The sequence below is a fragment of the Caulobacter sp. 602-1 genome (genome assembly GCF_003931565.1).
Lineage (GTDB): Bacteria > Pseudomonadota > Alphaproteobacteria > Caulobacterales > Caulobacteraceae > Caulobacter.
Genome location: NZ_RRYI01000003.1, coordinates 466679 through 491273 on the forward strand (window position 1 = coordinate 466679; position 24595 = coordinate 491273).

A 24595-nucleotide genomic window follows, 5' to 3' on the forward strand; every position below is an offset into this window, starting at 1 on the left:
CGGCGCCGTTCTTTCCGTTCGCGATTCCAAAGGTCCTTGGCTCTTCCCACCCATGTGTCGTGATTTCGACACCCGGCTTTCCATTCTCAATCGCAATTTCGCTTTCTTGCGCGCGGAATGTTCTTGCCATAGTCAAAGCACGTCTGAGACTTTTGCCCAGCCACGCGCATTTTGGCTACGAAACTACATCGGCGTCTTTGACTGAACGTGCCACGAATCTTGCACCAGCGTGCCAGACTGCCGGTTGATGATATATTGGATGCAACCATGGCGATATATTCTCCTCCGACGCCGTATCCCGGCCCCGCCGCGCGCCTTGAGACGGACACGCCGTCCGAGACCTCCGCGCGGCGCGTGGAGTGGATGCTGTCGGGTCATCAGGCCGCGGAGCGCTACCGGACCGGCATGGCGCCGCTGACCGACGTGGCGCTGCCCGACGACGGGGGCTTCCACGATCATCTGCGGGGCTATCACCTGGGCTCGGCCGTGATCGTCCGCCGTCGGTCGTCGGCGCGCATTCTGACCCGCACGCGCGCGCTGGCCCGGCTGGACGGCGTCGACGCCATGCACGTCGCCCTGCAGCTGTCCGGGACATTCCAGGGCGATTTCGACGGGCGCGAGATCGGCGGCGGCCCGGGCGCGATCCGGATGCTGGACATGGGCCGGCCCTTCTGCGTGACCGAGAGCGACGGCGAGGTGATCGAGCTGAGCCTGGCCCGCGAGCGGCTGGACGCGGCGGCGGGCGGCCGCGACGCCCACGGCCTGGTCTTTCCCGACGGCGCCGCCATTACCCGGCTGCTGGTCGCCCACCTGGAGGGTCTGGCCCGGGCCGCGCCCGAACTGACCCCGAACGAGGCGGCGGCCGCCGCCGACGCGGCCTGCGCCCTGGCCGCCGGCCTGATCGGCGGCCGGACCGACCTGGATCCAGCCCAACACGGTCCCGTCGAGGGCCGGCTGTTCGCCATCGCCCGCCGCTATATCGACGCCCAACTGGACAGCCGCGACCTGACCCCGACCGCGGTCGGCGCGCATCTGGGCGTCTCGCGCCGGACGCTCTACCGCCTGTTCGACGGCAAGCACGGCGTCGCGGGCTACATCCAGCAACGTCGCCTCGACCGCGCCTTCAGCGCCATCGCCCAGCATGCGCCCCCCGCGGCCTCGCTGGCCGAGATCGCCTACGCCCACGGCTTCCAGTCCGAGGCCCATTTCAGCCGCGCCTTCCGCGCCCGCTTCGACATGCGCCCGGGCGAGGCCCGCAGCTTCGGCCAGGACGGCCGCCGCCCGGTCGAGGTCGCCGGCCAGTCCGAGGTCGACAAGCTGCTGTCCTGGCTGCGCGGGCTCTAGCGGCGACATGACCGGCGCCCCGACGCCCACCCCGGTCGAGCCGCTGCCCGTGGAACAGGCCGCCGTCCTCGACCGCGACGGCTATCTGCTGCTGCGCGGCGCCGTGCCCGAGGCCTGGCGCCAAGGCCTGCGCGACGCGTTCGACGCCGGGGTCGGTCCCCCGGACCAATGGGGCGCGCCCAAGGGGCCGGGCTGGCGCCACGCCCTGGTCGATCTCGATCCCCGGGTGCGACGGGCGTGCCGCGCGCCGGCCCTGCTGGCGGCGGCCGGGCGGCTGGTGGGCGGCCCCTTCTATTTCAGCCAGGTCGAGGGCCGCGAGCCCCTGCCCGGCTCCGGCCACCAGCCCCTGCACCGCGACGGCCTGGGCAAGCACTGCGTCGCCGCCCTGATCTTCCTGGACGCCTACGGCCCGGACAACGGCGCGACCCGCGTGGTCCCGCGCCCGCTCGACCTCGGCGCGCCGGATGAGTCCCTGGCCCAGATCCTGGCCGGCGAGGCGGGGGACATTCTGGTGTTCGACGCCGACCTGCCGCACGGGGCCACCCGCAACCAGGTCGGCGCGCGACGCCGCTCCCTGCTGCTGAGTTTCCGGCCGGAGGCCGACCGGGCCGCCGACACGGCCACCCGCGTCCTGCGCACCGTGCGGATGGACACCGCCGAAGTGTTCGTTCCGTAGCGGCCGGCGGCGTCAGTCGGTCGCACCCTGGAGACGCCGCCCGCAACCCTCGATTAACCATCGTGGCGCTTACTCGGTCATTCCGGCAACCTTGAGCGATCCGCTTCTCGTGCATTCGTCCGCTCTCCTCTCGGCCCACGTTCCGTCGCCCCTGGACGCTCCGGTTCCGGTGGCGCGGCCGTTCATGCCGGCGGCGGAGGCGATCCTGCCCTACCTGCAAAGGATCGACGCCAAGCGCTGGTATTCCAATTTCGGCCCCTTGCTGATCGAGCTGGAAGCGCGCCTGGCGGCGCGGTTCGCGCGTCCGACCCTGGCCTGCACCGCCGCCAACGGCACCCAGGCCCTGACCCTGGCGCTGGCGGCGCTGGACGCCAAGCCGGGCGGCCTGTGCGTCATGCCGGCCTGGACCTTCGTGGCCACGGCCCACGCCGCCCTCCAGGCGGGACTGGTTCCCTGGTTCGTCGACGTCGATCCCGTCACCGGCGTGCTGGACGCCGACCATGTCCGCGAGCGCCTGGCGCACGCGCCGGGCCCCGTCTCGGCGGTGATCCCGGTGGCTTCGTTCGGCCGGCCGCTGGACCCCGCGCCGTGGGCCAGGCTGCGGGAAGACACCGGCCTGCCGGTCGTCATCGACGCGGCCGCTTCGTTCGACAGCGTCAGCGCCGCCCCGGTCCCAACCATGGTCAGCCTGCACGCCACCAAGTCACTGGGCGTCGGCGAGGGCGGCTTCATCGCTTCCGAAGATCCGGCCTTCATCACCCGCTTCCGGGCCCTGACCAGCTTCGGCTTCATGGGCGACCGCGAGGCGCGGTTCCCGGCCAACAACGCCAAGCTCAGCGAGTACACCTGCGCGGTCGGCCTGGCCGCCCTGGATCAGTGGCCGTCGACCCGCACGGCCTACGCCGCCACCGCCCAGCGCCTGCGCATGGCTCTGCTGCACACGCCCCAGGTCATCTTCCAGCCGGGCTGGGGCCCGGAGTGGGTGTCCAGCACCTGCGTGGTCGAGCTGCCGGCAGGTTCCGCCGACGCCGTCGAGGCGGCGCTGCGCGCGCAGGGCGTCGACACCCGCCGCTGGTGGGGCGCGGGCTGTCACACCAGCCGGGCCTTCGCGTCCTGCCCGGCCGATCCGCTGCCCGTCACCGCCCGCCTGGCGTCGGCGACCCTGGGCCTGCCCTATTTCGCCGACATGGCGCTGGACCAGGTCAACCGCGTCGGCCTCAGCCTCGCGCAAGCCCTGGCCTGAGCCCGCTCTGCGACGCCGCGCCGCATCGGCGGGATGCTTATGGTTAACCGGTCTTTAGAACTTGGAACCCTAGTCTCAGCCGTCGGTTGAGGAGCGTCCGAGTCAGGTGGGCACCAGCGGAAAAATCGTCGCGATCGCCAGCCACCTGCCCGAGCGGGTGCTGAGCAACGACGACCTGGCCGCGCTGTATCCCAGCTGGCCCGCCGACAAGATCCTCGACAAGACCGGCGTCCAGACCCGCCATATCGCCGCCCCCGACGAGACCGCCGTCGACCTGGCGGAGGCCGCCGCCAAGGCTCTGTTCGCCCAGGGCCGCGTCGCGCCCGGCGACATCGACTACCTGCTGTTCTGCACCCAGGCGCCGGACCACATCCTGCCGACCTCGGCCTGCATTCTGCAGCGACGCCTGGGGCTGCGGACCGACATCGGCGCCCTGGATTTCAACCTCGGCTGTTCAGGCTTCGTCTACGGCCTGTCCATGGCTCAGGCCCTGATCGCCAGCGGCCAGGCCCGGCGCGTGCTGCTGCTGACCGCCGACACCTATTCCAAGCTGATCCACCCGATGGACCGCGGCGTGCGCAGCCTGTTCGGCGACGGCGCGGCCGCGACGCTGATCGAGGCGGTCGAGACCGATGCGCCGGCCCTGGGCCCCTTCGTGTTCGGCACCGACGGATCGGGAGCCGAGAACCTGATCGTGCCGGCCGGAGGGTTCCGCCAGCCGCGCACGGCGGAGACGGCCGTCGTCACCGAAGACGCCTCGGGCAATCTGCGCTCGGCCGATCATCTCTATATGAACGGCGCGGCGATCATGACCTTCACCCTGGGCGCGGTCCCGGCGGCGATCGACAAGCTGCTGGCCCGCGCCGGCGTCGCGCTGGACGACTACGACGCCGTCGTGCTGCACCAGGCCAGCGCCTTCATCCTCGACCGCCTGCGCCGCAAGCTAGCCGTGCCCGAGGACCGCTTCGTGATCGCCCTGCGCGAGTGGGGCAACACCGTCTCGTCCACCATTCCCATGGCGCTGGAGCCGCTGGTCAGGGACGGGCGTCCGCGCCGCGTCCTGCTGGTCGGTTTCGGCGTCGGCTATTCCTGGGCCGCCGCCCAGGCCTTTCTCTAGGAGCACCGTGATGCAAGAGCTGTACGCCGGCCTGGCCGAGATCTTCGAGACCGACACCGCCGAGGTGAACGCCGACACCGTCCTGGCCAACCACAACTGGGACTCGCTGGCCATCGTCTCGACCATCGCCCTGGTCGACGAGATCCGCGGCGAACTGCTGGACGGCGCGGCCCTGGCCGAGTGCGTGACGGTGGCCGACATCGTCGCCCTGATCCCGCAGGCCCAGGCGGCCTGAGCATGACGACGGCCACGTCCGCCGCCGGTGAGCGTCCGCGTCGGGGCGGCTACGCCCTGTCCGGCGTCGCCTTGCGCGGCGTGGTCTGCGCCGTACCCGGCGCGCCGGTGCCCAACGCCGTGATCGCCGAGACCCTGGGCGATCAGGCCGTGGCCGACGTCGTCAAGATGATCGGGGTCGAGACCCGCCACTGGTCCGCCCCGGACCAGACCACCGCCGACCTCTGCTTCGCGGCCGCCCGGCATCTGCTCCAGAAGCTGGACTGGGACCCCGACAGCGTCGACGCCGTGATCTTCGTCACCCAGACCCCGGACCATCCGCTGCCGGCCAGCGCCTGCCTGCTGCACGGACGCCTGGGCCTGGCGACCGACTGCCAGGCCTTCGACGTCAATCTGGGCTGTTCGGGCTATGTCTACGGCCTGTGGCTGGCGGCCAGCCTGATCCAGTCCGGCTGCCGGCGCGTGCTGTTGCTGGCGGGCGAGACCATGAGCCGCCTGGTCGATCCCAACGATCGCGGCACGGCCGTCCTGTTCGGCGACGCCGGTTCGGCCTCGGCTATCGAGCACGATCCCGCCGCGCCGGTGATGCGCTTCCGCCTGGGCTCCGACGGCTCGGGGGCCGGCGCGCTGATGGTGCCCCAAGGCGGCTTCCGCCCCGTCGATCCCGACCGCGCCTTCACCCTGGACCCGAGCCGCCTGCACATGGACGGCGGCGAGGTCTTCACCTTCACCCTGCGCGAGGTGCCCAAGCTGGTGGCCGACACCCTGGCCGACGCGGGCATGACCGGCGACAGCGTCGACGCCTACCTGCTGCACCAGGCCAACCGCTTCATGCTGCGCCACATCGGCAAGAAGATCGGCGCCACCGACCCTGAGCGCCTGCCGATCAACATCGACCGCTATGGCAACACCAGTTCGGCGACCATTCCGCTGCTGCTGGCCGACGACATGGCCCAGCGCCTGACCACGGGCTCGGTTCGGCTGATGCTGGTCGGTTTCGGGGTCGGCCTCTCCTGGGGCGCGGTGCTGGCCGAGTTCGGGCCGCTGGCCTGCGCCGAGGTGATCGCCGCATGACCTTCTCGGCTGACGCGCTGAAGGATCGCGCCATCCTGGTCACGGGCGCCTCCTCGGGCCTGGGCCGGGCCACGGCCGCCCTGATCGCCCGGTGCGGCGGCCGGGTGATCGCCACCGGTCGCGACGAGGCCCGCCTGGCCGCCACCCTCGAGGTCCTGCCCGGTGAGGGCCACACCGCCTTCGCCGCCGAGCTCGACGACGCCGACGCGGTCGCCGACCGCATCAGCGCCATCGCCGCGGAGGCCGGCGGACTCGACGGCATGTTCCACTCGGCCGGCAGCGAGCTGGTCCTGCCGGCCCGTCTGACCAAGTCCAAGCAGATCGACGGCGTGTTCGGGGCGGCGGTGCACGGCGCCCTGGGCCTCGGCCGCGCGGCCGGCAAGGCCAATGTGATGAAGGCCGGCGCGTCGATCGTGCTGATGTCCTCGGCCGCCGCCCACCGCGGTCGCGCCGGCATGATGGCCTATTCCGCCGCCAAGGCCGCGATCGAGGGCCTGACCCGCTCCCTGGCCTGCGAGCTGGCCCCGAAGGCGGTCCGCGTCAACGCCATCGCCGCCGGCGGGGTCGAGACCGAGATGCACGCGCGCCTGGCCCGGGGCCTCTCCGACGCCGGCATGAGCGCCTACGAGGCCCAGCACCCGCTCGGCTTCGGCCAGCCCGACGACGTCGCGGGCGCCGCCGTGTTCCTGCTGTCGCCCGCCGCCCGCTGGGTGACCGGCGCGGTGTGGGCCGTCGACGGCGGCTACCTGGCCAGCTGAGGGGAAGGCGCGCGATGACGGACTATGTGCTGGTCGGCGGCGGGGCCTTCGCCCGCGAGATCCACGACTGGTTCGCGCCGGATCTGCCCGAGGGCGACCGCTTCGTTGGCTATCTGGACGACGGCGACCGGCCGATGGCCGCCTTCGGCCGCGACTTGCCGCAGCTGGGCGACACCAGGGCCTACGCGCTCGCCCCCAACCAGCGCCTGGTGATGGCGGTCGCCGGTCCGGCCGGCAAGGTCGCCCTGGCCGGACGGTTGGGCGGCCCCGACGCCTTCGCCACCCTGCTGCATCCGCGCGCCTGGGTCTCGGCCTCGGCCAGGCTCGGACGCGGCGTGGTCGTGGGTCCGTTCGCGGATGTCTCGGCCGACAGCCGGGCCGGCGACCTCGTCACCATCAACGCCCATTCGGGCCTGGGCCACGACGCCAGCCTCGGCGACTTCGTCACCCTCAGCGGCTATGTCGACCTGACCGGCGGCGTCACGGTCGGCCCGCGCTCGTTCTTCGGCTCGGGCGCGCGGGTGTTGCCGCGCCTGTCGATCGGCGCCGACTGCACGGTCGGGGCCGGCGCGGTCGTGGTGCGCGGCTGCGAGGACGGGGTGACCCTCTACGCGGCGCCGGCGAGGCGGCTTTGAGTCCCCTCGACACCACCCTTCTGAACGGCTTCTGGCACCTCGTCGCCCACCGCAGCGAGCTGGCCGAGCCGGGCGCCTTCCTGCGGCTGGACTGGGCCCTGGGCGACCTCGTCCTGCACAATGACGAGGGCCAGATCGTCGCCTTCGACAATGTCTGCCCGCATCGCGGCGGGCGGTTCTTCGTCGAGGACCACGGCGTCGGCCGGGCCGTCTGCCCCTATCACGGCTGGAGCTATCGCGGCGGCCAGGTGCGCGTGCCTCTGGCCAAGACCTTCCCGCCCGGCGCTTTGGACAAGGTGGCCTTGCGCCGCTTCCAGACCGCCTGGTGCGGCGACTTTCTCTTTGTCGGGATCGCGCCCACGCAGACCCTGGAAGCCCAGCTGGCCGGCGCCTTCGCGCCGCTGGCCAAGGTCTCGGGCCATATCGCCGGCCGCCGCGACTTCAACGCCTTCGCGTTCCAGGCCGACTGGCGCGTGGCGGTCGAGAACGCCCTGGAGACCGACCACGTCAACGCCGTCCACCCTCACACCCTGGCGCAGCTGGGGCTGAAGGAGGAGGCTACCGTCCATGACGGCCTCAACGTCACCTATAAGGGCCACGTCACCGACAGCCGCACGCTGCGCGGCCTCAAGACCCTGAGCCGCTTCTTCGACGTCGACGGCGCCTATCCGGGCTATTGGACGATCTATGTCTTCCCGTTCGCCATGGTCTCCTCGACTTTCGGCTATTCCTATTCGCTGCAGACCTTCCTGCCGTCGGCCGCGCCGCGCCGGTCGCACTTCTGCAGCCGCCTGCTGGCCAGCAAGATCAAGCCCGGCTACGAGGCCGCCGTCGCGGCGTTCCTCGACTCCAGCGCCCGGGTCAATCGCCAGATCTTCGACGAGGACCACGCGATCTGCGCCCGCGTCAGCCCCCACTATGACTTGACCTCCGCCGACCGGGTGTTCGCGCCCGGCGAGGCCCGCGTCGCGCGTCTGCACGCGATCCTGACGGCGATGACCCAGCAAGAGGACCTGCCCTGATGGCCTTGTTCGATTTCCTCCAGGAGGGCGCCCAAGAGCGGTACCTGCCCTCGATCAAGATCATCGCCGAGCGTTGGGACATCATGCTGGGCGAGGACGCCCTGGACGGCGTCAACGACTATACCTTCGCCGAGAGGGTGATCAGCCTGCTGGAGAGCGGCAAATACCGGGCCGACTTCATCCTGCAGGTGATCTCCGACCTCGGCTCGATCGCCTGGTGGCGCGGCCCGCATCTGAGCGATGGCCACGCCGGGCGCGTGGCGGCCCTGGCGCGCCGCCTGCACCTGAGCGGGGCCGACGCCCTGACCTTGCCGCCCCGCGACATTCCGCTCAGCGCCGCTCGGCGCGCCCACGTGGTTTTCGCCGGCGACCTGGCCGGTCCGTTTCACTCGCCGTCGCGCGGGGCGATCGACTATGTCGCCGCCCTGGCCATGGACCCGACGGTCGAGCGGATCGACCTGCACCATGGCGGCGAGATCAAGAACAATATGCAGGCCTATATCGACGAGCGCCTGGGCGACGTCCCGCCCGAGCGGGGCCTCAATCTGATCTCCACCCAGGAGAACCCCGACTACCTGGTCGACGCGATCCGCAAGGGGCCTTGCACCTATCACTTCTGGTGCGAGCCGATCATGGCCCCGCAGATCACCATCGCCAGCCGCCTGGGCCCGACGGTGATGTTCACCTGCGGCGACGAGCCGCCGCCCCAGTATGCCGACGTCTTCTGGTACTTCCACGAGCCCCAGCACATGGCGCCGATCTGGAAGCGCCGCGGCGCGCCGGCCAGCTACATCCGCAACTACGTCCAGAGCCTGTCCGGGCCGTTCTACGACGAGGGTCCGCCCGCCCCGCGCGCCCGCGCCGAGGTCCATCTGCCGCAGGACGCCTTCGTCATCGCCACGGTCGGCAACCGCCTGGCGGTGGACCTGGACGAGACCTTCGTCACCGGGATCGAGAAGATCCTGCGCGACCGTCCCAACTGCATCTGGCTGGTGGTCGGCGGCCTGCCCGACAATCTGCTGGACGCCTGCCAGGCGATTCTGGGCGATCAGTTCCGCTACATCTACCAGGACCTGGAGCTGGCCCGGCTGATGACCACGGTCGACGTGTTCGCCAATCCGTTCCGCCAGGGCGGCGGCAACAGCGCCATGATCGCCCTGACGGCGGGCGCGGTGCTGCTGACCACGAAGGACGGCGACGTCGCCTCCATGGCCCCGCCCGAGCATCGGGCCAAGGATCCCGAGGACTACTTCGCGCGCCTGGCGATGCTGATCGACACGCCCGGAGCCTTGGACGCCTGGCGCGAACCGCAGCGGGAACGCTGTCGAGTGATGACCGACCAGACCCACTTCCTCAGCGCGCTGAAGGCCATGGTCGACCTGGCCCACCAGCGCTTCGAGGCCCGCCAGGGCCGCACCCTGACCTCGGTGGTCGAGGAAGACTAAGGGGCTCAGGCCGCGGCGACAGGAACAGCAGCCGCGGCGTCACGGCCGCCGCTCGCCGTGGACGAATCCGTCGACCGCGCGCCGCCCGTCTTGTGTTATATTATATCACCACTAGATAGGAGCCATCGGGCGGGACCCGGCGTCGGCGGAGGTCGCGCCTGATTGTCCCGCGACGCGTAGATTCAGGAGCGCCTTGATGACCCCCACCCTCGCCAGGGCGCTCGACGCGTCCGCCGTCGGGCTGTCGGCCCTGTGCCTGGTCCACTGCCTGGCCCTGCCGGCGCTGGCCTTGCTGCTGCCGGTGCTGGGCCTGTGGGCGCAGGCCGAGTGGGTGCACGTGGCCTTCGTGCTGGTCGCCGCCCCGGTCGCGGCGCTGTCGTTCGTCGACCTGTCCAAGCGTCGGCCGCGCTCCTGGCGCCTGGCGACGGTGGCGATCCTGGGCCTGGCCCTGATGATCGCCGGCGCCCTGGAGTTTCCATCGGCCGCCGACGAGCGCGCGCTGACCGTGGTGGGCGGGATCCTTCTGGCCGGCGCGCACCTGGCCAACTGGCGCCGCCGACACGACGACGCGCGCTGCGCGGCCTGCGAATAGGATCGCGAGGCCTAGGGTCGCGAGGCCAGAGCCGGGCGAGGTTCGGAGGGGCGACTTGACCTGAAACGCCAGAGCCGCCCTTGGCCCCTTTGGCGTTCGAGCCGGGGTTTCCACCGATCCTGGCGGGATCGGCGTCAATCCAGACCGGTCTTGCCCGGCGCCCAATAGGCCTTGGTGGCGATACGGCCCGGCGGGACTCCCTCAAGCTTCAGGCCCTGGCGCAGCTTCTGGATCGCGCCGGCCCTTCCCGTCAGAATAAAGGACGCGCCGGAGGCGGCTCGTGACGCGAACCCAGCGGCGATCGCCTCCAGATGCGCGTCATCGGGGGTTCTTTTGAACAGCGCGGCGTCGGGCAGGTCCAGGCGCGTGGCGACCGCCCTGGCGTGATCGACGTCGCCGACCTCGAAGACGCATGAAAGCGTTCCGGCGCCGTCCCGCGCGGCCAGCGCGTGAGCCAGGCCCATCGAGGTCTCGTCGCCGAAGACGACAATCGGCCCCGCCAGACCCGCGACATCCAGCGAGGGGCGAGGACCAAAGATGTCGCATTCGGCCCCGGGTTCGAGCGCTTCGAGCCAGGCGCTTCCCGGCCCGTCGCCATGCGCGTAGCCCAGAAGCCGGGCGCGCCCATGCGAGCCGTCCCAGGTCATCGGGGTATAGGTGCGCGCCACGAACGCCGAGCCCATGGCGATCTGGATCTTCTGTCCCGGCGTCCAGGTCACGCCCGCCAGGGCCGGCCCCTCCAGCGTGATCAGCCGGAAGCGAGGGGCCAGCGGCTCGACGGCGCTGACGGTCGCGCGCTTCATCAGAAGGCGGGTCAGCGCCTGGCTCAGCCGCCCGGGCGGCTTGGGCTTCGGGCGCAGGGACAAGACCATCTTGGCCATCAGCCCACCCTCACGGCGAGCTCGTTGCCGCGACCTTCGTCGAGCGGCAGGGTCTGGGCGAGGTAGCCGTTGGCGGGGTCGCGGACATAGGCGAGATAGTCCGGGTCGAAGGCGTTCTCGCCCAGGACGACGGCGCCGGGCCGCAGGTAAGGCTCGACCAGCCTGAGGACCGGCAGGTAGAGCGAGAACGCGCCGTCCACCAGCAGCAGGTCGACCTCGCCGCCGGCGTCCTTAAGCGTCTCGCGCGCATCGCCTTCGCGGATCTCGACCAGGTCGCCGAGGCCTGCGGCCTCGAGGTTGGCGCGGGCGCGCGCCACCTTGCCGGGCTCGAATTCCGACCCGACGAGCCGTCCGCCGCCGTTGTCGCGCAGGGCGGCGGCCAGATAGATCGTCGAAATCCCCATCGAGGTGCCGAACTCGACGATGCGGGTCGCCTTACACACGCGCGCCATCGCGTAGAGAAACCGCCCGTAGGTGGGGGTGACCGCCAGATAGTTGCCGGCATAGCGATGATAGACCGCCCGGTAGTCGGAGCGCTCTTCGGCCAGCAGGCCGGCGATCAGGTCCTCCATCGAGGCGCCCGGCGCCCCGAGGGTCGTCATCATGGCTTCGAGATGTTCGCGGTCGGAAGCCTCGGCGTCCCCATGCAGCTGGGTCAACAGCTTGGCGACCCGTTCGCTGGCCAGTGTGGTCACGATGATTCCCTTGCGATCCGCGAAGCCGACGTGGTCTCGACTTCTCCTGGCTGATCGGATAGCCGGGAGCGGGTCTGGCGTCATTCCGAAGGATGGACAGAATGTTATCCAATCCCGCCATCGGCGATATTCGCTCCGGACGCGCGACATGCCGATCCTGAACATCGCGGACGCGGACGCGGAAGATGACTGGATCGAGCCTGACGACGTGCCGCGTCCCATCGTGGCCTTTGGCGCGGCGATGGAAGGCGTTGGCGAGGTCGAGATCGACCATCATCGCCACCGGAAGGGACAGATCATCCTGGTGCAGCAGGGCGCGCTCAGCTGCGAGGTCGAGGGCGGCCTGTGGATCGTGCCGCCGCGCAGCGCCATCTGGATCCCCGGCGATGCGCTGCACGCCATCAAGGCCAGCGGCGCCCTCGTCGGCTACAACGCCTTCATCGATCCGGACGTCGGCGCGGCCTTGCCCAAGACATGCTGCACGGTGTCGGTGACGCCCCTGCTGCGCGAACTGCTGACCCGCGCGGCGCATCTGCCGTACCTGTACGAGGAAGGCGGCGCCAATTCGCGACTGGTGGCCGTGCTGCTCGACGAGCTGGCCGACGCCAGGGTCGAGGACCTACACCTGCCGATGCCGACCGACCCTCGCCTGCGCAAGATCGTCGACGCGATGATGGCCGCGCCGGCCGCGCGCGGAACCCTGGACAGCTGGGCCAGACGCGCCGGCCTGAGCGGCCGAACCTTGATGCGCCTGATCGCCCGGGAAACCGGCATGAGCTTTGGCCGCTGGCGCCAGCAGCTCGGCGTCGTGCTGGCCGTGAAGTGGCTGGCCGAGGGCGCTTCGATCCAGGCGGTGGCCGCCGACCTTGGCTATGAGAGCACGCCCAGCTTCGTGACCATGTTTCGAAAGGCGCTTGGCGCGTCACCGGGCCGCTACATGGCCGAACGGCATCCGGCGCGCGGTTGACCCCTTGATCCGTGCAAGGCGGGGCTGCTGGGTGGGGCATTGACGCTTCCCGCGTCCGGAGCATCTGGAAGCGCTTTCAGGCTTTCGAATAAGTTTTAACTCTTGCGTCAAAACTTATAACCGGGGCCCAGATACACCAAACCCGCCGCGGGGGATAATCGCGACGGGCTGGCTATTTTCTCGATCATTCGATCTAGGCGGGCGTTTCCTCCCCGAAACGCCGAAGAACGGGAGCTCTCTGTTGGGCTCGTTTCGTCCTTGCATCGTCTAGAAACGTCAAATTCATGACGGTGTCAACGCGGCAAATCCCTTTTTCGCAAAGGTTTCGCCGAATTTTTGACGCGAGCGACGTAGTTTGGACCGGAAAGTCGATTTTACGCCGTGAATCGATGTTCTATTTTTACAGTTTCGTCAAAACTGACTTTTGAGTACGTCAACGAACCGATCCAGCACGGCCGAGCGCGACTCGAACACATAGTCCGGACGCGACACGGTGACCGGCTCGACCCCGGCGGCGGCCAGAGCGGCGGCGGCGTCGAACAGGTCGGCGGTCGCCAGCAGGGCGCCGTTGGCCCGGCGCGAACCGCCCCTGGCGACGAAGTCGGCCACGGCCGCCTGGCCCGCCGCGTCCTGCTCGGCCGGCCACACCAGCGCGGCCAGCTTGCCGGCCCGGCCCTTGGCCTCGACCACGGCCAGCAGCCGCTTCAGGCTGTCCAGCTGCGACGGCGACCACGCCGCGATCAGCGAGGCGGTCAGCTGGGCCTGGCTCTTGAGGATCACGCCGTCCGACAGGATCTTCAGGCCGTTGGCGGCCAGGGTCGCGCCGGTGGTGGTGATGTCGACCACCAGCTCGGCCGCGCCGGCGGCGGGCGCCCCCTCGGTGGCGCCGCTGCTCTCGACGATGCGGTAGTCGGCGACGCCGTGGCGGGCGAAGAAGGCGCGGGTCTGGGTGACGTACTTGGTCGCCACGCGCAGGCGGCGGCCGGTCTTGGCCAGGTGCAGGTGCCCGACCTCGTCGACATCGGCCATGGTGTCGACGTCCAGCCAGTTCTTGGGCGCGGTCACGACGAGGTCGGCGCGGCCGAAGCCCAGGGCCCGCAGCAGCATGACCCGGCTGTCCATGTCGTCGCCGCGCTCGCGCAGCAGGTCCTCGCCCGTGACGCCCAGGTGCAGGTCGCCGCTGTCGAGGCCGGCGGCGATGTCGCCCGCCGACAGCAGACGCACCGAGACGCCCGGCAGGCCGGCCAGCTCGGCCGAATAGCCGCGCGCGCCGCCGGTCATCTCCAGCCGGAAACCGCAGTCGGCCAGCCAGGCCTCGACCTGGTCCTTCAGGCGGCCTTTCGAAGGGATGGCGAAGATCATCGGCTCGTTCTTCTCTTGGGGGGCGCTCATTCGCCGCCTCCCGCATAGGCGCGCGCCGGACGGACCATGCAGCCCACCGCGCCGGTGTTGGTGGAGACGCCCAGCTTGGCCATTCCTAGTTTTAGGGGCAGTCCGTCATAGCGGCCGCCAGCGGCTACGGGCCGCTCGGCGCCCAGCGCGGCCGAATGCACCTCGAACAGATAGCCGTCGTAATAGCCGAAGGCCCGGCCGAAGGCGGCGGCCAGGGTGACCCGGTCCAGCGGGACGCCGCGTTCGACCATGCCCGACAGGCGCGCGCGCCAGGCGGCGATAGCGGCCTTCAGGCTCCCGTCATGGGGCCCCGCCAGGGACGCGATGGCGTCCAGCGCCGCGTCCGGACGATCCGAGACGGCCAGGAAGGCGCGGACCTTGTCGGCCTGCGCCGCGTCCAGACGACCGGCCTTGGCGGCCTCGGCGCGCTCGACCAGGCGGTGGGCGATCTCCGCCGGACGCCGACCGCCGACGGGCTCGATCCCGGCCAGGGACCACAGCTCCTGCAGCACGGCCGACGCCTCGGTCTCGGGCAGGCCGGCCAGCAGGGAGGCGATGCGCGATTGCTCGCTGGAGAGGGCCGACGAGTCGCCGTCCAGCTCGGCCTTCAGCTGGCGCGGCTTGGCGAAGGCGCGCTTGAGCCGGGCGGCCAGGGGCGGCGCCAGGTCCAGGCTGTCGACGAAGGCGGCGAACAGCGACACGTCGCCGAGGATCAGGGACAGGTCCGAGCGTCCGCCAGCGGCGGAAGACGCCCAGGCCAAGGCGGCGATCTCGGCGTCGGCGGCCACGGGGTCGCCGGTCTCGAAGGCCTCGACGCCGATCTGCAGGAACTCTTCGGCCCGGTCCGAGCCGCGCGGGGCGACGCGGAAGGCCTTGCCCTCGTAGCGGCGACGCGCGGGCTGGCCGCCGTTCTCGAAGTGCTGGCGGGCCACGGCGACGGTGAAGTCCGGGCGCAGGCAGGCCTCCTCGCCGCCGTCGCCGGAAACGACGAACAGCCGCGAGCGCATGGCCTCGCCGGTCAGGTCCAGCAGCAGGCCCAGGGGCTGCAGCACCGGGGCGTCGGTCAGGGCCGCGCCGGCGGCCAGCAGCGGCGCGCGGATGGCGTCGAGCGCCTCCGCCGGAATGGAACGCTCGAGCCTCATCACTAGCCCTCGATGATCTTGCGGACCGCGGCGACCAGCTGATCGCGCGGAATGGTCTGCTGGCCCGGACGCTCGGCCTTCCAGGCGGCGTTGTCGGCCAGGCCCTGGGCGGCTTGGCGGCCGGCGTCGAGGTCCTTGATGGTCACGGTGCCGGCGGCGATCTCGTCCCCGCCCAGCATGACCACGGCCGGCGCGCCCCGGCGGTCGGCGTATTTCATCTGCGGCTTCATGCCCGAGGTCCCCAGATAGACCTCGGCCGCAATGCCCGCCCCGCGCAACTGTCCGACCACGGAGAAGTACTCGCCCATGTGCGCCTGGTCGAACGCGATCACCACCACCGGGCCGCGCGCCGCGCCGCCCGGCTCGCGTCCGGCCGCCCGCAGCGCCGCCGCCAGGCGGGTGACGCCGAACGAGAAGCCCGTCGCCGGCGTCACGGCGCCGGTGAACCGCGCCACCAGGTCGTCATAGCGTCCGCCGCCGCCGATCGAGCCGAACGAGACCTTGTTGCCCTTCTCGTCCGTGGTCTGCAGCAAGAGCTCGGCCTCGAACACCGCGCCGGTATAGTATTCCAGCCCCCGGACGATCGACGGATCGATGAAGGCCTGGTCGTCGGCGATCCCCAGGCTGGTCAGGGCCGCGTCGATCCGCGACAGCTCCAGGAGGCCCTCGTCGCCCTCGGCCGAGCCGCCGATCACCTTGGCGATATTGTCCAGGGTCGCCGAACGACCGCCCGCCCCGGCCTGGACGAAGTCCAGCACCGAGTCGACCGCCTTGCCCTTCAGCCCCGCGCCCTTGGTGAAGTCGCCGCTCTCGTCCAGGCGTCCCTCGCCCAGCAGCAGGCGCACGCCCTCGACGCCCAGGCGGTCCAGCTTGTCGACCGCGCGCAGCACGGCCAGCTTCTGGCCGGCGCTTTCCGCCCCCGCGGAGGTCAGCAGGCCGTTCAGCAGCTTGCGATTGTTGATCTTCAGCACCGCCGCCCCGCGCGGCAGGCCGGCCGCCTCCAGCCCCTCGACCGCCATGGCGATGATCTCGGCGTCGGCCTCCGGACGGGCCGAGCCCACCGTGTCGGCGTCGCACTGGATGAACTGGCGGAAGCGCCCCGGCCCCGGCTTCTCGTTGCGCCACACCGGCCCGAAGGCGTAGCGGCGGAACGGCTTGGGCAGGGTCTCCCAGTGCTGGGCCGCGAACCGGGCCAGCGGCGCGGTCAGATCATACCGCAGCGCCATCCACTGATCGTCGTCGTCCTGCAGCGCGAACACGCCCTCGTTGGGTCGGTCGCTGTCGGGCAGGAACTTGCCCAGGGCGTCGGCATATTCGAACGCCCCGGTGTCCAGGGCCTCGAAGCCGTAGCGCTCATAGACCGCCGACACCGCCTCCAGGATCGCCCGCTCGGCCCGCAGGTCCCGGGCGCGCTTGTCGGCGAAGCCGCGCGGCGCGCGGGCCTCGGGGCGGAAGTCTTGCGGGGTGTTCACAGAGTCGTCGGTCATCGTCGGTCCTTAGTCTTCAAGGCTTCGACGGATGGCGCTTGCGCTTAAGCCCCATCCGCTAGGCGGGGCTCTGGCTGGGTCGCTCGGCTTAGAGCGCGCGGACCCGGCCGATCCCGCGAGGCGAGGTCGGATGGTGGTGGCGGCCGTGATGGTGCGGCGGGCGGGTCATTGCGGGTGGGGGTGTAGCGGATGAGGGGCGGTGGGGGAAGGGGTATGCACGCCTTCACAACGCTCAGCTCAAAGCAACAAGCTCTTGCACGTCAAACCGACGGGCAACTTGAGCATAACAACGATTTTTGGTAAGGTTTTCAGGATGCCAGAGTCGCAACCTTGCAACCCCTGCATCCTGAACTGGGCAGTCGTATTTCGCAAGCCCAACCTATCGTCGGGTTATACCCTCGTCCAGTTCAGTTGAACACCACCTCAAGCAACTGAATTCAAAGGACAATATGACAAATTTTTCATCACTCAACACCGGCGAGACGCAGCTCGAGCTTCGTCTTGAGGTCGCCGTAGAGCAGGAAATTAATGGCGTAGGTATGGGAGTGCTTTCCGATGGCACACCATACCTCAATCTTCGCGGCCTAGCCGCGATGTGTGGCGTCGATCACTCACAGATCGTTCGCATCACAAATGATTGGGACGCCTCCCCGCTTAAGCCACGCGAAGCAAAAATCCGCGAACTCGTCCGCGTTCAAGGCGTAGATGACAGCGTAGCCTTTCATGCCGTTTCCCGAGCCGGAACGATCCATCACATCGTTCCCGGACCGGTCTGCATGGCAGTACTAGAGTATTACGCCTTCGAGGCCCGAGGCGAGAACGACCATGCAGCAAATAGTTACCGCGTTTTGGCCCGCAAAGGGTTCAACGATTTTGTATACGCTCAAGTAGGCTACAATCCGGATGGCACCTCGAAAGTTGCCTGGAAACAATTCCACGACCGAGTAACACTAAATTACCATCAGGTTCCCGATGGGTATTTCAGCGTATTCAAAGAGATTTCCGACATTATCGTAGTGCTCATCAAGCAAGGCGTTGAGCTCGGCGACAAGTTTATCCCAGATATTAGCCTTGGCCAGCATTGGGGGCGACATTGGTCAAATGGAAATCTAGATAACGTCTATGGGCCGCGCACAAAAGTACCACACTATTATCCTTCAAATTTCCCACAAGCCCTATCAAATCCACAAGATGCCTGGGTATATCCCGATGAGGCTTTACCTGAATTTCGCTCCTGGGTTCGCAAGACATATCTACCCGAAAAGCTGCCGAAATATCTGAGTTCAAAATTTTCCGATGGATCAGTCGGCGGCTTGAAAGCCCAACAGGCCATTGCAGCACTCGTTCCGAAACAAATTGCCCCCCACATCGAGGCAAAATAACGAATTCTTATAAAGGTGCGGCGAGAAAATCGCCGCACCAACTTCAAGCTCTGCGGCGTAACGGAACAATAATTACGCAGCTTCAGAAGCTCTATTTACGATGACAGCCGGGACACTCCATCCCCGCATTCGCTAGCGCCGCTTTCACACGCTCTTCAGCCTCATCACGCCCGCGCTCTTCCGCAAACTCCTCGACAACTTCCTCGGCGGCACCCGAGTCTTCCCTGTCCAGAAGATACCCGTGAACTTCACAACGCTTCGCCGCGCCAGCATTCACAAGCAGGCCTGTGCCATAGGACTCGTCTTCCTCGCGCTCTTCCATCAGTCGCTTGGTACCACCCATTGGGTTTCCTCCTATGGTTAACCAGCCTCTGAGATGACAATGCCAAAACGTGTCCGTAGGTAGCCCCCCTCCCCCCCCTTGTGGCGGGAACCTCTGGTTGAGCTGACACGTGAGACGCCTTGGCGGGCTGGCCCGCCACATCTCCGCACCTGCGGCGGACAGAGGGGTTCCCGCCACGAGGGCGGGAATGACGAGGGTGGGGTGGCGAGGCGGCGCGGGGCGCCAGCCCCCTCCACCGGCGTTCGCCGGTCCCCCTCCCCCAAGAGGGGGAGGAGCGCGGAGACTTCCGGCGGCTTTCCGCGCCCGTCGCCAGCCGACCTTGGTCGGGGCGATCCTTAAATCTCTTGGAGGCTGCAGCGTGCAGGGCTGTAGGGGTTGGTCAAGGACCGCCTCCGGCGGCCGCGCGCGGCGACGCGCAGCGTCGTCCTTGAGCAACCCCTACAGCCCTGCGATCGTCTCGCCGTGAGATGTAAGGATGGCTCCGACCTCGGGGGTCGGGCGGCGGCGAGGGGCGGAAGAGGGCGGGCACCCCAGATGCTCCCCCGCGATGCGGGGGAGCTGTCGCGAAGCGACTGAGGGGGCTAGCGCGGCATAGGTCCAGCTGGCCCCCTCCGGCCCTCTGGGCCACCTCCCCCGCAACGCGGGGGAGGATCTACGGGGATTGAGGGGGCTCTATCCCCGGCGTTCGCGACATCGAACCCCACGAAATCAAAGACTTGTCGATTTTACGCGCCGCTGAATGATCCGCGTTGAATCCACCGCGATAATCAAAGCCATCCCCGTCGCGGGGGAGGGCGTTTGGATCCGGCCCAATACGGCGGCGGGGGTAGGTTGAGCGGGGCCGCTGGCGGTTCCCGGAGGCTCGAAAGTCGCCCCGTCCGTACTCTTTAGGCGGATCGGCTGGCGAACGGGCAGTCTCCGCGGCCAAAGCCATCAGCGGATCGACAGGGCGGTGATCGTATAAGCCGCCTATCGTGGATCGTCGGGGTCGAGACGGATGTAGCCGATCGACTTGGTCCGCGCCCGTCCGGGGGTAAACGGGGACCCGAGCAGACAACGCTCACGCCTCCCGACCTCACGGGCAAGAACAGCCTGGCGGAGCGGTCAGCGAGCCGAAACAAAAACAAACCTCACGGTCCCCGGGTTCGCCCGGCCGCTCCGTCGCCTCCCCACACGCCTTCAGCGGCCCGGCCGCGTGAAGCCGATCCCCCTTGCCCCCACCTGACCGCCGCGCGGTCGTCCGCCCCCGCAAGGGGCGGAGCAGCAAGAGACAGGAGAACCCCATGCCCAAGTCCAAGCCCCCGCGTCGCAAGCGCCCCCGTCACGTCGTCTCGCGCACCCGGTCGCTGCTCGACTTCTATGACGACCTGGAGCGGATCACGGCCCAGGCCGAGCGCGAGACCGAGGCGCTGGCCGACAAGGTCCCGCCGGCGGAGCTGGCGATCATGCGGGCGACCTGCGCCGAGAACCGGCGGATCTTCGCCGAGGGCCGGGCCGAGCTGCTGGCCCCCAGCCGCACGCCGGTGCTGGATCGCCTGGCGACCGAGGCGCGCCAACGGGCCAAGTAATCGCCGTTCAGTCTCGAGCCGCCCCCGTCCTGTAAATGATTTCTTAAGTGGAACACGGGGCGCGGCCAGATTTATCCCCACGGGCCGCCGGTATAGAAAGATGAACGCGCTGTAATATAACCGCGAAGTAATGCACCTTTCGGTCTTGTAACTTGAGATGAAGATCCTACGCCGTCACAGCTTCCCGTACTGAGGGGAACCGTTGATGACCAAGACCATGCTGATGGCCACCGCGGCCATGCTGTGCATCGCCAGTGCGGCTCACGCCGGCGACGCCGACAAGGCGACCACCGCGCCCACCGGCCCCACGGCGACACAGGAAGCCGCCCAGAACCCGGTCCCGACGGGCCCGACCGACAAGGCGCCGCTGGACGACGCCAGCCAGCGCGGGGTGCTGGTGTTCCAGCCGGAGTTCTTCGCCGCCCAGCGTCCGAACACCGCCCAGGACATGGTCAACCGGGTGCCGGGCTTCATCATCAACGACGGCGCCGGGACGCGCGGCTTCGAGGGCGCGGTCGGCAATATCCTGATCAACGGCGACCGCCCGGCCTCGAAGAACGACACCAGCTCCAACGTGCTGGGCCGCATCCCGGCCAACCGGGTCGAGCGCATCGAGCTGATCCGCGGCGGCGCCCCGGGCGTCGACATGCAGGGCTATTCGGTGATCGTGAACGTGATCCTGAAGAAGGGCGTCAGCCGGCAGTCGATCCTGACCTGGAACGCCATGCTGTTCGACGGCGGCCACGACATCTACGGCGGCAGCTACCAGTTCACCGCCACCAATGGCGACAAGACCTGGAGCGTGACGCTCAGCGACGGCATGGGCAGCAGCGACAGCAACGGCCCGGGCACCAATGTGCGCCACGACGGGACCGGCAAGCTGATCCGCGACGAGAAATTCCTCAACGACGGCTATGGCGGCGGGCGCTCGGTGCGCGGCAACCTGTCGACCCCGTTCAAGGGCGGCAAGCTGGAGACCACGGCCCGCTTCGGCGTCAACGACTGGCAGCAGTGGCAGCAGCTGAGCTCGCCCGTCGCCCTGCGCCGCAGCGACTATGCCGAGGAGAGCCATTCGGGCGAGCTGGGCCTGACCTACACCCGCCCCCTGGCGCCCCGCTGGATCCTCGAGACCCGGGCGATGTACTCGTTCGAGAACTTCGACAACGCCTCGACCAGCGACGAGACCCTGAACGGCGCGGCCAATCCGCAGCAGCGCTTCACCGCCGACGGCGACGACTCCGAGTCGATCCTGCGCGGCCTGCTGCGCCACGACTACAACAAGGCCATCACGATCGAGGCCGGGGCGGAAGTCGCTTACAACATGCTGGACGTGAAGCAGGCCTATTCGGTCGGCGGAACCCCGGTGCCCCTGCCCAGCGCCTCGGTCAAGGTCGAGGAGCTGCGCGGCGAGGCCTTCACCAAGGCCACCTGGCGGGTGAACCCCAAGCTGACGCTGGAAGGCGGCCTGCGGCTGGAGAAGTCGACGATCAAGCAGTCGGGCGACGCCAGCAACGAGAAGAGCTTCTTCTACGCCAAGCCCCGCTTCCTGGCGACCTGGACGCCGGTGGCCAACAACCAGTTGCGCGTGCGGTTCGAGCGCGAGCTGGGCCAGCTGGACTTCGAGGACTTCGCCGCCTCGTCGGACCTGGAGGACGAGACCGTCTATGGCGGCAATGTCGACCTCAAGCCCGAGCAGCGCTGGATCAGCGAGATCGGCTACGAGCGCCGCTTCTGGGGCGAGGGCGTCGTCTCGATCACCTATCGCCACGACGAGATCATCGGCGTGATCGACCGCCTGCCGCTGCCGGACAACCTGTCGGCCACCGGCAATATCGGCGACGGCACCCTGGACCGCCTGTCGCTGAACATCGTGGTGCCGACCGACAAGCTGGGTATCAAAGGCGGCCGGTTCACGTTCAAGAACGACTGGAACGAGACCCATGTGAAGGATCCGACGACCGGCAAGGATCGTCCGATCACCCAGGTGCGCCCGACCCAGGCCAATATCGGCTTCCAGCAGGACCTGCCCAGGCATCGCATCCAGTGGGGGATCAACTGGCTGCCGCTGCTGGGCCAGGGCACCTACGACGTCGACCAGACCAACGTCTGGCGCGGCGCGAACTACTACGAGCTCTTCACCGAATACAAGCCGACCCCGACCCTGGCGATCCGCGCCCAGCTGAACCTCTGGGACGACTTCACCATCCGTCGCACGGTGTTCGCCAACCGCGCGCCGGAACGGGCCGTGGCCTATGTCGAGGACCGCGCCATCAACCCGCGGACCTTCGTCAGCCTGCGGGTGAGGAAGACGTTCTAGCGGCGGCGGCTACTTCTTCAGCCGCCGGATCAAGGCCGTGGTCGACGGGTCGTGCTGGCCCGTCGTTCCGCTCTCCAGCTCGGGCAGGATGCGGTTCGCCATCACCTTGCCCAGCTCGACGCCCCACTGGTCGAAGCTGTTGATCCCCCAGATCACGCCTTCGACGAAGGTCTTGTGCTCGTAGAGGGCGATCAGGGCGCCGAAGGTCTGGGGCGTCAGGCGCTCCAGCAGCAGCAGGGTCGAGGGCCGGTTGCCGGCGAAGGTCCGCTGCGGGGCCAGGGTGGCGATCTGCGCCTCCGGCACGCCCTTGGCCGTCAGCTCGGCGACGACATCCTCCGTGGTCCGACCGACCATGAAGGCCTCGGCCTGGGCCAGCAGGTTCGACAGCAGCTTCTCGTGCATGCCGGCCGGCCCCTCGTCGGACCTTGCGACGCCGATCAGCTCCATCGGCGTGATGTCGGTCCCCTGGTGCATGCACTGGAAATAGGCGTGCTGGACGTTCGTCCCCTCGTCGCCGAACACCACCGTGGCCGTGCCGCGTCGGGCGGGCTGGCCATCGGGACCGACCGACTTGCCGTTCGACTCCATCTCCAGCTGCTGCAGGAACGACGCCAGGCGGCGCAGGCGGTGCGAATAGGGCACGACAGAGCGGGCGCGGCGGTCCAGGCCATTGCGATTGAAGATCTGGGCCAGGGCCACCAGCACCGGCGCGTTCCTGTCCAGCGGCGCGGAACGGAAGTGGGCGTCCATGGCCGCGCCGCCGTCCAGGAAGCCCTGGAACGCGTCCCATCCGGCCGCGACGGCCACCGACAGGCTGACCGACGACCACAGCGAATAGCGGCCGCCGACCCAGTCCCAGAAGCCGAACACCCGCTCGTCGGGAACGCCGAAGGCGGCGGTCTTGTCCAGCGCGGTCGAGATGGCGGCCAGGTGCTGATTGGCGCCCTGTTCGCCCAGGGCCTCGACCAGCCAGGCGCGCGCGGCGCCGGCGTTGGCCAGGGTCTCCTGCGTCGTGAAGGTCTTGGAGACCACGATGACCAGGGTCTCTTCCGGGTCCATGTCGGCCGTGGTCAGGGCGAACTCGGCGCCGTCGACATTGGCGATGAAGCGCAGGTCGATGCTCGGCTTGACGGGCCGCAGGGCGTCCCACAGCAGCCGCGGCCCCAGGTCCGACCCGCCGATGCCGATATGCAGGATCGCCTTGAACGGCTTGCCGGTCGCGCCCTTGATCTGGCCCGAGCGGACGGCCTCGGCGAAGGCCTTCATCCGCTGGCGGACGGCCTCGACCTCGGCCATCACCGGCTGGCCCAGGGCCTTGAAGTCGGAGTCGGCCGGAGCCCGCAAGGCGGTGTGCAGCACGGCGCGCCCCTCCGACGAATTGATCGCCTCGCCGCCGAACATCCGAGCCCGGGCGCCTTCGACATCGGCCGCGTGGGCCAGATCGAGGGCGGCCTCCAGACCGGCCTCGTCCCAGGCCTGCTTGGACAGATCCAGGTGCAGGCCGGCGACGTCCAGGGTCAGGAGATCCAGGCGGTCCGGCTCGGCCGCGAAGAAGTCGACGATGCGCTGTTCGCCAGCGGCCTTGGCGGCGGTTTCCAGGCGGGTCCAGGCGGCGTCGAGATCGGCCATGAGCAGTCCTTCTTTCGAACGTGGTAAATCGGCGTTTACGAAACCGGGCTTATCAAACGCCTGCCGCCACGTCATGGCAGACCAATGACGTTTTTTGCGGGAGTCCCCATGTCCTGTGACGCCGTCGCCTTTTCCGCCATGCTCTGGATGGCTTCGTTCAATCCGGGGCAGGCCGCTGGACCGACTCCGGCGGTGCTGCAGCAGCCGGCCGCCCCGCAGTCCGTGGCCGGCGAGCCGCTGTTCCTCGACATCGTCAAGCGCGCCAGGCAGCTGAAGGCCGAGACCGAGGCCTATCGCCAGGCGCTGGCCAAGGCCGACCCGGCGGGGAACGCCCCGAAACTGAAGCGCTTCGACGCCTTTTCCACCCGGATCGCCGACCTCTCGGCGCTGGACATGAAGGGCCATGTGACCCTCAAGGAACGCGGCGCGGTCGACGATCTCAAATGCATCCTGCGCGGCATCAGCCAGGATCTGCCCGAGAAGCTCGCCGCCGTCGGCGCGGCCACGACGATCAAGGCCCAGGACCTGGCCCTGCGCGACATGGTCTATCTGCTGAACGACAATGTCGAAGTGATCACCGCCCCGCCCCAACCCGCCGCCTAGGAGCTGGCGGCCCAAGGGTCGAAACTTCGCCACGGTCGCTTGATAGTTG

Annotated in this window: 23 protein-coding genes; 16 read left to right on the top strand and 7 right to left on the bottom strand. The window is 69.0% G+C overall.

Features of this window, described 5'->3' with window-relative positions; genetic code table 11:
- Positions 1 to 267 precede the first annotated feature (267 nt).
- From EIK80_RS11085 to EIK80_RS11135, 11 genes are all read left to right on the top strand, one after another.
- The gene (locus tag EIK80_RS11085) at positions 268 to 1344 is read left to right on the top strand and encodes a helix-turn-helix domain-containing protein (RefSeq protein ID WP_125157039.1); all 1077 of its coding nucleotides are present in this window, start codon (positions 268 to 270) and stop codon (positions 1342 to 1344) included.
- A 7-nt stretch (positions 1345 to 1351) separates the two neighbouring features.
- Complete coding sequence (locus tag EIK80_RS11090; protein WP_125157040.1) at positions 1352 to 2020, top strand: phytanoyl-CoA dioxygenase family protein; 669 nt, start codon at positions 1352 to 1354, stop codon at positions 2018 to 2020.
- 109 nt (positions 2021 to 2129) lie between these two features.
- Positions 2130 to 3263, top strand: coding sequence for a DegT/DnrJ/EryC1/StrS aminotransferase family protein (locus tag EIK80_RS11095; protein WP_125157041.1), 1134 nt, complete (start codon positions 2130 to 2132; stop codon positions 3261 to 3263).
- A gap of 106 nt (positions 3264 to 3369) precedes the next feature.
- Positions 3370 to 4380 carry a 3-oxoacyl-ACP synthase III family protein gene (locus EIK80_RS11100; RefSeq protein WP_125157042.1) on the top strand — a complete coding sequence of 337 codons (1011 nt, stop codon included), beginning with the start codon at positions 3370 to 3372 and terminating at the stop codon, positions 4378 to 4380.
- 10 nt (positions 4381 to 4390) lie between these two features.
- Positions 4391 to 4615, top strand: coding sequence for a phosphopantetheine-binding protein (locus tag EIK80_RS11105; RefSeq protein ID WP_125157043.1), 225 nt, complete (start codon positions 4391 to 4393; stop codon positions 4613 to 4615).
- Between the two features lie 2 nt (positions 4616 to 4617).
- The gene (locus EIK80_RS11110) at positions 4618 to 5688 is read left to right on the top strand and encodes a 3-oxoacyl-ACP synthase III family protein (protein WP_125157044.1); all 1071 of its coding nucleotides are present in this window, start codon (positions 4618 to 4620) and stop codon (positions 5686 to 5688) included.
- The gene (locus EIK80_RS11115; protein ID WP_125157045.1) at positions 5685 to 6446 is read left to right on the top strand and encodes an SDR family NAD(P)-dependent oxidoreductase; all 762 of its coding nucleotides are present in this window, start codon (positions 5685 to 5687) and stop codon (positions 6444 to 6446) included. The genes EIK80_RS11110 and EIK80_RS11115 overlap by 4 nt, the downstream gene beginning before the upstream one ends.
- Positions 6447 to 6460: 14 nt before the next feature.
- Positions 6461 to 7081, top strand: a complete 621-nt coding sequence (locus tag EIK80_RS11120; protein WP_158624668.1) for an acetyltransferase — start codon at positions 6461 to 6463, stop codon at positions 7079 to 7081.
- Positions 7078 to 8103 (top strand): aromatic ring-hydroxylating dioxygenase subunit alpha, encoded by a 1026-nt coding sequence (locus EIK80_RS11125; protein ID WP_158624669.1) that lies wholly within the window; start codon positions 7078 to 7080, stop codon positions 8101 to 8103. The genes EIK80_RS11120 and EIK80_RS11125 overlap by 4 nt, the downstream gene beginning before the upstream one ends.
- A complete protein-coding gene (locus EIK80_RS11130) occupies positions 8103 to 9548 on the top strand; it encodes a hypothetical protein (protein ID WP_125157047.1) in 1446 nt (481 codons plus the stop codon). The genes EIK80_RS11125 and EIK80_RS11130 overlap by 1 nt, the downstream gene beginning before the upstream one ends.
- 196 nt (positions 9549 to 9744) lie before the next feature.
- Complete coding sequence (locus EIK80_RS11135; protein WP_125157048.1) at positions 9745 to 10140, top strand: MerC domain-containing protein; 396 nt, start codon at positions 9745 to 9747, stop codon at positions 10138 to 10140.
- Between the two features lie 134 nt (positions 10141 to 10274).
- Here EIK80_RS11135 and EIK80_RS11140 read toward each other — a convergent pair whose 3' ends face one another.
- Both EIK80_RS11140 and EIK80_RS11145 read right to left on the bottom strand, forming a co-directional pair.
- Positions 10275 to 11021: a siderophore-interacting protein gene (locus EIK80_RS11140; RefSeq protein WP_199743447.1), complete on the bottom strand. Its 747-nt coding sequence runs from the start codon at positions 11019 to 11021 to the stop codon at positions 10275 to 10277.
- The gene (locus EIK80_RS11145) at positions 11021 to 11716 is read right to left on the bottom strand and encodes an O-methyltransferase (RefSeq protein ID WP_125157049.1); all 696 of its coding nucleotides are present in this window, start codon (positions 11714 to 11716) and stop codon (positions 11021 to 11023) included. The genes EIK80_RS11140 and EIK80_RS11145 overlap by 1 nt, the downstream gene beginning before the upstream one ends.
- A 148-nt stretch (positions 11717 to 11864) precedes the next feature.
- Here EIK80_RS11145 and EIK80_RS11150 point away from each other — a divergent pair, with 148 nt between their 5' ends.
- Positions 11865 to 12683 (top strand): helix-turn-helix domain-containing protein, encoded by an 819-nt coding sequence (locus EIK80_RS11150; RefSeq protein ID WP_125157050.1) that lies wholly within the window; start codon positions 11865 to 11867, stop codon positions 12681 to 12683.
- A gap of 411 nt (positions 12684 to 13094) precedes the next feature.
- On the opposite strand, the gene hisG is transcribed toward EIK80_RS11150, so the two are convergent.
- Genes hisG through hisS form a run of 3 tightly spaced genes read right to left on the bottom strand, consistent with a single transcriptional unit; the run spans position 13095 to position 16704 of the window.
- The gene (gene hisG, locus EIK80_RS11155) at positions 13095 to 14075 is read right to left on the bottom strand and encodes an ATP phosphoribosyltransferase (protein ID WP_125157051.1); all 981 of its coding nucleotides are present in this window, start codon (positions 14073 to 14075) and stop codon (positions 13095 to 13097) included.
- The gene (locus EIK80_RS11160) at positions 14072 to 15217 is read right to left on the bottom strand and encodes an ATP phosphoribosyltransferase regulatory subunit (protein ID WP_125157052.1); all 1146 of its coding nucleotides are present in this window, start codon (positions 15215 to 15217) and stop codon (positions 14072 to 14074) included. The genes hisG and EIK80_RS11160 overlap by 4 nt, the downstream gene beginning before the upstream one ends.
- Positions 15218 to 15219: 2 nt before the next feature.
- Positions 15220 to 16704 carry a histidine--tRNA ligase gene (gene hisS / locus EIK80_RS11165; protein WP_125157053.1) on the bottom strand — a complete coding sequence of 495 codons (1485 nt, stop codon included), beginning with the start codon at positions 16702 to 16704 and terminating at the stop codon, positions 15220 to 15222.
- A 449-nt stretch (positions 16705 to 17153) separates the two neighbouring features.
- On the opposite strand from hisS, the gene EIK80_RS11170 reads away from it, so the two are divergent.
- A complete protein-coding gene (locus tag EIK80_RS11170) occupies positions 17154 to 18086 on the top strand; it encodes a hypothetical protein (RefSeq protein WP_125157054.1) in 933 nt (310 codons plus the stop codon).
- Positions 18087 to 18177: 91 nt separating this feature from the next.
- On the opposite strand, the gene EIK80_RS26390 is transcribed toward EIK80_RS11170, so the two are convergent.
- Complete coding sequence (locus EIK80_RS26390) at positions 18178 to 18429, bottom strand: hypothetical protein (RefSeq protein ID WP_199743448.1); 252 nt, start codon at positions 18427 to 18429, stop codon at positions 18178 to 18180.
- Between the two features lie 1283 nt (positions 18430 to 19712).
- Between EIK80_RS26390 and EIK80_RS11180 the strand changes: the two genes are divergently transcribed.
- Positions 19713 to 19997 (top strand): hypothetical protein, encoded by a 285-nt coding sequence (locus tag EIK80_RS11180; protein ID WP_125157055.1) that lies wholly within the window; start codon positions 19713 to 19715, stop codon positions 19995 to 19997.
- A 202-nt stretch (positions 19998 to 20199) separates the two neighbouring features.
- Positions 20200 to 22314 (top strand): TonB-dependent siderophore receptor, encoded by a 2115-nt coding sequence (locus EIK80_RS11185; protein WP_125157056.1) that lies wholly within the window; start codon positions 20200 to 20202, stop codon positions 22312 to 22314.
- A gap of 9 nt (positions 22315 to 22323) precedes the next feature.
- Here the strand turns inward: EIK80_RS11185 and pgi are convergent, their stop codons facing one another.
- Positions 22324 to 23943 (bottom strand): glucose-6-phosphate isomerase, encoded by a 1620-nt coding sequence (gene pgi / locus EIK80_RS11190; RefSeq protein ID WP_125157057.1) that lies wholly within the window; start codon positions 23941 to 23943, stop codon positions 22324 to 22326.
- A gap of 108 nt (positions 23944 to 24051) precedes the next feature.
- Between pgi and EIK80_RS11195 the strand changes: the two genes are divergently transcribed.
- Positions 24052 to 24546 (top strand): hypothetical protein, encoded by a 495-nt coding sequence (locus EIK80_RS11195; protein WP_125157058.1) that lies wholly within the window; start codon positions 24052 to 24054, stop codon positions 24544 to 24546.
- Positions 24547 to 24595 lie beyond the last annotated feature (49 nt).

Coding starts and splice junctions, on each gene's coding strand:
- EIK80_RS11195 (WP_125157058.1), top strand. CDS start 24,052: ATGTCCTGTGACGCCGTCGCCTTTTCCGCCATGCTCTGGATGGCTTCG.
- hisS (WP_125157053.1), bottom strand. CDS start 16,704: ATGACCGACGACTCTGTGAACACCCCGCAAGACTTCCGCCCCGAGGCC.
- pgi (WP_125157057.1), bottom strand. CDS start 23,943: ATGGCCGATCTCGACGCCGCCTGGACCCGCCTGGAAACCGCCGCCAAG.
- EIK80_RS11135 (WP_125157048.1), top strand. CDS start 9,745: ATGACCCCCACCCTCGCCAGGGCGCTCGACGCGTCCGCCGTCGGGCTG.
- EIK80_RS11160 (WP_125157052.1), bottom strand. CDS start 15,217: ATGAGGCTCGAGCGTTCCATTCCGGCGGAGGCGCTCGACGCCATCCGC.
- EIK80_RS11140 (WP_199743447.1), bottom strand. CDS start 11,021: ATGGCCAAGATGGTCTTGTCCCTGCGCCCGAAGCCCAAGCCGCCCGGG.
- EIK80_RS11130 (WP_125157047.1), top strand. CDS start 8,103: ATGGCCTTGTTCGATTTCCTCCAGGAGGGCGCCCAAGAGCGGTACCTG.
- EIK80_RS11170 (WP_125157054.1), top strand. CDS start 17,154: ATGACAAATTTTTCATCACTCAACACCGGCGAGACGCAGCTCGAGCTT.
- EIK80_RS11180 (WP_125157055.1), top strand. CDS start 19,713: ATGCCCAAGTCCAAGCCCCCGCGTCGCAAGCGCCCCCGTCACGTCGTC.
- EIK80_RS11115 (WP_125157045.1), top strand. CDS start 5,685: ATGACCTTCTCGGCTGACGCGCTGAAGGATCGCGCCATCCTGGTCACG.
- EIK80_RS26390 (WP_199743448.1), bottom strand. CDS start 18,429: ATGGGTGGTACCAAGCGACTGATGGAAGAGCGCGAGGAAGACGAGTCC.
- EIK80_RS11090 (WP_125157040.1), top strand. CDS start 1,352: ATGACCGGCGCCCCGACGCCCACCCCGGTCGAGCCGCTGCCCGTGGAA.
- EIK80_RS11150 (WP_125157050.1), top strand. CDS start 11,865: ATGCCGATCCTGAACATCGCGGACGCGGACGCGGAAGATGACTGGATC.
- EIK80_RS11085 (WP_125157039.1), top strand. CDS start 268: ATGGCGATATATTCTCCTCCGACGCCGTATCCCGGCCCCGCCGCGCGC.
- EIK80_RS11120 (WP_158624668.1), top strand. CDS start 6,461: ATGACGGACTATGTGCTGGTCGGCGGCGGGGCCTTCGCCCGCGAGATC.
- EIK80_RS11110 (WP_125157044.1), top strand. CDS start 4,618: ATGACGACGGCCACGTCCGCCGCCGGTGAGCGTCCGCGTCGGGGCGGC.
- EIK80_RS11105 (WP_125157043.1), top strand. CDS start 4,391: ATGCAAGAGCTGTACGCCGGCCTGGCCGAGATCTTCGAGACCGACACC.
- hisG (WP_125157051.1), bottom strand. CDS start 14,075: ATGAGCGCCCCCCAAGAGAAGAACGAGCCGATGATCTTCGCCATCCCT.